This is a genomic window from Streptomyces sp. NPDC093544, from assembly GCF_040683495.1.
In the GTDB taxonomy this organism is placed as follows: domain Bacteria; phylum Actinomycetota; class Actinomycetes; order Streptomycetales; family Streptomycetaceae; genus Streptomyces.
The window spans coordinates 1-4,072 of sequence record NZ_JBFBEA010000071.1; the positions used below are offsets into that span (position 1 = coordinate 1).

A 4,072-nucleotide genomic window follows, 5' to 3' on the forward strand; every position below is an offset into this window, starting at 1 on the left:
CGATGGTGACGTCGCGGCCCAGCTCGGCCGCGAGCGAGGCCACACCCGCGTCGCGGATCCCGCACGGGATGATCCGGTCGAACCAGACGTTGTCCGGGTTCACGTTCAAGGCGAAGCCGTGCATCGTGACGCCCTTGGCGACGCGGATGCCGATCGCCGCGATCTTGCGGTCCTCGCGGCGCTGGCCGGCGTTGGAGGGGGCGTACTCCGGACCGTCGAGCCGGGGATCGAACTCCTCGTCCGTCAGCCGCGGGTCGAAGTCGAGGGAGAGCCCGCCGAGGGACGGACGCTGCTCGACCGGGTCGCCGAGGACCCAGACGCCACTGCGGCCTTCGACGCGGCTGGTCTCCAGGCCGAATTCCGCACACGTACGGATAAGAGCCTCTTCCAGACGACGTACGTGTGCTACGACGTCCACCGGGCGGGGGAGCTTCTGGATCGGGTAGCCCACCAGCTGGCCAGGACCGTGCCAGGTGATCTTGCCGCCGCGGTCCACGTCGATGACCGGGGTGCCGTCGAGCGGCCGCTCGTTGTCCGCCGTGCGCCGGCCGGCCGTGTAGACGGGCGGGTGCTCCAGGAGCAGACAGGTGTCGGGGACCTCGTCCAGGAAACGGGCGGCATGCACGCGGCGCTGCTCGTCCCAGGCCTCCTGGTACTCGACGGCCTCCGCGCCGAATCCCATACGGACGAACCGCAACTCACTCACGGCAAGCGCCTCCCTCAAAGCCTCGTCAGGCACGCGAAGTACACGACGTACACACGCGAAGAACACGAGGTACCTGTGTCAGGCACGTAACGCGCCCACGCCACTGTACGTCCGGCCGATGCCCGTCAGCCCAGCGGCCAATCCTCACACGATCGGATGAATGCAGGTCGAATTGTGCGACGAGGTGCTTACGCTCCGCTACATTCGCGCCGTTCAAGAGGCCAAAAGGGCTGCTCACAGGCAATCCGGGCCACCCCGGCGACCTCAAGGCCGCTCAGGGGCCCGAAAGGCAGGAGACCGCACCGCAGATGACGGAACGACCCGCGCAGCGCACCCCCAACCGACAGCTCGCCGCGCTCATCGCAGAAGCGGGGTTCTCCAACGCAGGTCTCGCCCGTCGCGTGGACCAGCTCGGCCTCGAACACGGCCTGGACCTGAGATACGACAAGACATCGGTCACCCGATGGCTGCGCGGTCAGCAGCCGAGAGGGACCACGCCCGCGCTCATCGCCGAGGTGTTCACCCGCCGCCTCGGACGCCGGCTCGGCGCGCAGGATCTCGGGCTCGACGCCTGCGCCCCCGTGTACGCGGGGCTGGAGTTCGCAGGGTCCCCCGAGGAGGCCGTCGACATCGTCAGCGGCCTGTGGCGCAAGGACTCCGGCAGCCACGCGGAGCTGCGCAAGATCGCCTTCACCCCGGCGGGGCTGGTCGTCCCCAGCCGGGACTGGCTCATCGGGAAGGCCGACGACCGGGTGAGCCGCGGCGACCCCGGCCCCGGCCCCGGGCGCGTGCCCGCGCAGGGCCGCCCCGCCGTACCCCGGCAGCGCAACCAGACCGAGCGCGGACCCGGCCAGAAGGTCACCGGCGGCGACATCGCCGCACTGCGCTCGGTCGGCGAACTCTTCCGCACCCTCGACCACGCCTACGGCGGCGGCCACGCACGCCAGGCCCTGGTCCGCTACCTGGAACACGAGGCAGAGCCGATGCTGCGCGGCGCGTACGGCGAGCAGACCGGGCGCCGGCTGTTCGCCGCCACCGCCGACCTCACCCGGCTCGCCGGCTGGACCTCGTACGACATCGCCGCGCACGGACTCGCCCAGCGCTACTTCGTCCAGGCGCTGCGCCTCTCGCAGGCGGCCGGCGACCGGGCGTACGGCAGTTACGTGCTGGTGACGATGAGCAGGCAGGCGGTCTATCTGGGGCACGGGAGGGAGGCCGTACAGCTGGCGCGGGTGGCCCAGCAGGGCGTCGGATCGGCGGCGCCGCCCGTGGTGCAGGCGATGCTGCACTCCGTCGAGGCACGCGGGCACGGCGTGCTGGGAGAGGTACGGCCCTGCACGGCGTCCCTGGTACGCGCCGAGCGGGCCCTCGAGACGGCTCGCGCCGGCGACGAAGTCCCTTACTGGGCACGGTTCTTCGACGAGGCCCAGCTCGCCGACGAGTTCGGGCACTGCCACCGGGATCTGCAGCAGTACCGGGCCGCCGCGCAGCACGCCGAGCGCTCGCTCCAGTTGCGGGCGCCCGGCTATGCGCGCAGCCGGCTGTTCTGCCGAGTGGTGCTCGCCTCGGCACGGCTCGGGCTCGGAGAGCTCGACCAGGCCTGCCAGTTGGGGGCCGAGGCCGCCGGGCAGGCGCTGGAGATGCGGTCGGTCCGGGCCATCGAGTACGTACGGGACTTCGAGCGGCGGCTCGAACCGTACCGGGACGCGGCCCCTGTACGCGGGTACCGGGACCGGGTGGCGGCGCTGGGCTGAGGCTCAGGCCGCCTCGGCCGCCACGGACTCCTCCTGTAAGGCCCGACGGGCGCCCAGGTCCATGAGCACGGCGTGGGCCGCCCGGCGGGCCGAGTGGAGCGCGCCCTGCACCGTGCTCGTGTCGCGGTGGTCCCCGCAGACGTACAGCCCCGCGAGGAGCCGTACCGGGCGGCGTAGGTCGTGCGGCGGGGGCATCGCGGGGACCGCCTCGGGGTCGTGGTGGACCGCGAGGAGCTCCCAGCGAGTGGTCGATGTCCCGTAGAGGCGGGCCAGTTGGGCGCGGACCGCCGTGTCCAGGTGGGCGGCGGCCGGGGGAGTGCCGAGGACGGTCGAGGAGATGAGGGCCCGGCCGGCCGGGGCACGGGTCGCGTCCACCTCGCTGATGACCGCCGTGTGCGCCACCGGGCCGCTCCTGTCCGCGTCCAGCAGCAGGGCGGGTTCCGTGAGCGGGGGCTCGTCCGTGGTGTGGTGCACAACCGTCACCGGGTGGAAGGCCGGCACGTGCAGCCCGGGCAGCAGCTTGGCGGCGGCGCGCGCTCCGGTCGCCAACAGGACAGCCCGGCAGGTCAGTTCACCGTGGTCCCGGGTCGTCACGCTGGTGGTGGAGACCGTGCGCACCTGAACGCCCGTCTGGACCGTGCCCGGGGGGAGCGAGGCCGCGAGAAGCTCCGGGAGCGTGTCGGCGCCGCCTTCCGGCAGACACAGGCGGCCCGTCGCGAAGGAGTGCAGCGCCAGGTCGGCGCAGCGGCTGGAGGTCCGCAGGTCCGGGTCGCAGAGCAGGGCGGCGAGCAGGGGACGCAGGAAGCCGTCGACCGTGCGGGGCGGGAGCCCCCGGGCGGCCAGCGCCTGTGCGGCGGGGAGATCCGGGCGGGCGAGGAGGCGGGCCGGTGGGACGGCGGCGAGGCGGGCGAGCGCGGTGGCGAGGCGGGTCTGGTCGAGAGGGCCGCCGAGGGGCCCCGGCCGGTGGGCTCCGCCCTGGGGGCGAGGCCGGGGGAGGCGGGGGGCGCTCGCCAGGGCGCGTGCGGCGCTGAGTGCGCCCCTCGCGCTTCGGGGGGTGACGGGGGTGCTGGCGCGATGGTGCCGGCCGTCGCTGTGGAGCAGGACGCCCGGGGAGAAGGGGCGCAGCCTCAGGGTGTTCAGGCCCGGGGTGCGGCGTAGTTCGGGGTACGCCGTGGAGAGGAGCCGGCCCGCGCGGTCGAGCCGGAAGCCGTCGACTTTCTCCGTGGACATACGGCCCCCCACGTTCTGGGCGGCCTCCAGGACCGTGGCCGTCAGGCCCGCCCTGGTCAGATGCTGGGCGGCTGCGAGGCCGGCGACCCCGGCCCCCACGATGACGACGTCCACGTCTTGCGCCAGGCGAGCGGGCTCTAGCACGTGCTCCTCCTCGAGGTTGCGCGGCGGCCTTGCCAGGTAGGGGACGTCATGCCCCCAACGGGCCTCTGAAATACCCGAGTTCGGACCGAGGCTAGGGGCGCGACGGGCGGAGGGAAGTCGTGCGGGGGCCGTGCATGGTGGCATGGGGGTGCGTGGGTGGCGGGGGGTGGGGTTTCTCGCCCCCTCCGCCCCTACCCGTCCCTTGTTCCTGGGGCTCCGCCCCAGACCCCGCTCCTCA

General features: G+C 73.4%; 3 protein-coding genes. 1 reads left to right on the forward strand and 2 read right to left on the reverse strand.

Translation table 11 applies throughout. The features are described 5' to 3' along the window. A partial coding sequence (gene lipB, locus AB0N66_RS42355) for a lipoyl(octanoyl) transferase LipB (RefSeq protein WP_365446323.1) occupies positions 1-706 on the reverse strand: 706 nt, incomplete at its 3' end. Positions 707-1,014: 308 nt separating this feature from the next. Between lipB and AB0N66_RS42360 the strand changes: the two genes are divergently transcribed. Continuing rightward, entirely contained in the window at positions 1,015-2,460 is a 1,446-nt protein-coding gene (locus tag AB0N66_RS42360; RefSeq protein ID WP_365446326.1) for a regulator, read from the forward strand. A gap of 3 nt (positions 2,461-2,463) precedes the next feature. Here AB0N66_RS42360 and AB0N66_RS42365 read toward each other — a convergent pair whose 3' ends face one another. Then, positions 2,464-3,834: an NAD(P)/FAD-dependent oxidoreductase gene (locus AB0N66_RS42365; RefSeq protein ID WP_365446328.1), complete on the reverse strand. Its 1,371-nt coding sequence runs from the start codon at positions 3,832-3,834 to the stop codon at positions 2,464-2,466. Positions 3,835-4,072: the final 238 nt, after the last annotated feature.

Bases quoted from the DNA above. Each gene is read 5' to 3' on its own strand.
- AB0N66_RS42360 (WP_365446326.1), top strand. From the start codon at position 1,015: ATGACGGAACGACCCGCGCAGCGCACCCCCAACCGACAGCTCGCCGCG.